Raw genomic sequence first — 768 nt, 5'->3', positions numbered from 1 at the left:
GTTCGGTGATCGACCTCCCGACAGATCGATTGATTTTTTTACAGCTGTGTGAGCAGTTTGAAAGGAACGGCCGCGGCAGTCGAATTCAGGCTTGGCGTTATTTTTGGTCCTTGAAAAAGGGTGCCGACTCAATTTCATCCTACATATCCAAAGTTCAGAACGCGTCAAAGGATTTGAAGGCCTGCGGCCGTGAACTATCTCCTCAGGATGTCATTGATAAAATTCTTGAAGGACTCCCGCCGCAGTTCGATCCCATAATAGCTACACTTGATGCGACGGAAAGCGCCGATTCTCAGCAATTCATGACCTTGGCCAAGCTGACAGAGCTCCTTCAGAATCGGGAATCGCAGGTTTTTCAGTCCAAAACTCACTTCGCATCGTTCGCTCATCCTCGAAAGGCAAAATGCAAAATCCATCCGAAAGCCAATCACAGCGATTCACAATGTTACAGTCAACACCCGGAGCTTCGCATTTGGAATAAACCGCAAGAAAATTCACAGTATTCGCGTCAGACCGACTCAACACATTGGCACGTTGACACTGGATGTTCCCACCATATGACGAACGATAAAAGCGCATTATTCAACCTAGAGCCTGCCCATGGTGATGTGAAGGTAGAACTTGCTGATCGAACAACAGTCCCTGTTCATGCATTTGGGCGTTCAAGAATCCAACTTGCGGATGATGATCATATTCTGAGCAATGTTCTTTATGTCCCAGACCTGAATAAAAGCCTCTACTCACCTGGACAAGCTACATCTGAAGGAT

Annotated in this window: 1 protein-coding gene; it reads left to right on the top strand. The window is 46.7% G+C overall.

Annotated elements, in window-relative coordinates; translation table 11 throughout:
- Nucleotides 1–768, top strand: a 768-nt coding sequence (locus B5P40_RS32340; RefSeq protein ID WP_181462985.1) for a gag-polypeptide of LTR copia-type domain-containing protein, incomplete at both ends; no start/stop codon positions are given.

Origin of the sequence: Bacillus sp. SRB_8, from assembly GCF_003264205.1 — a bacterium.
In the GTDB taxonomy this organism is placed as follows: domain Bacteria; phylum Bacillota; class Bacilli; order Bacillales; family Bacillaceae_G; genus Bacillus_A; species Bacillus_A mycoides.
This window is presented reverse-complemented; position numbering and strand designations above follow the sequence as displayed.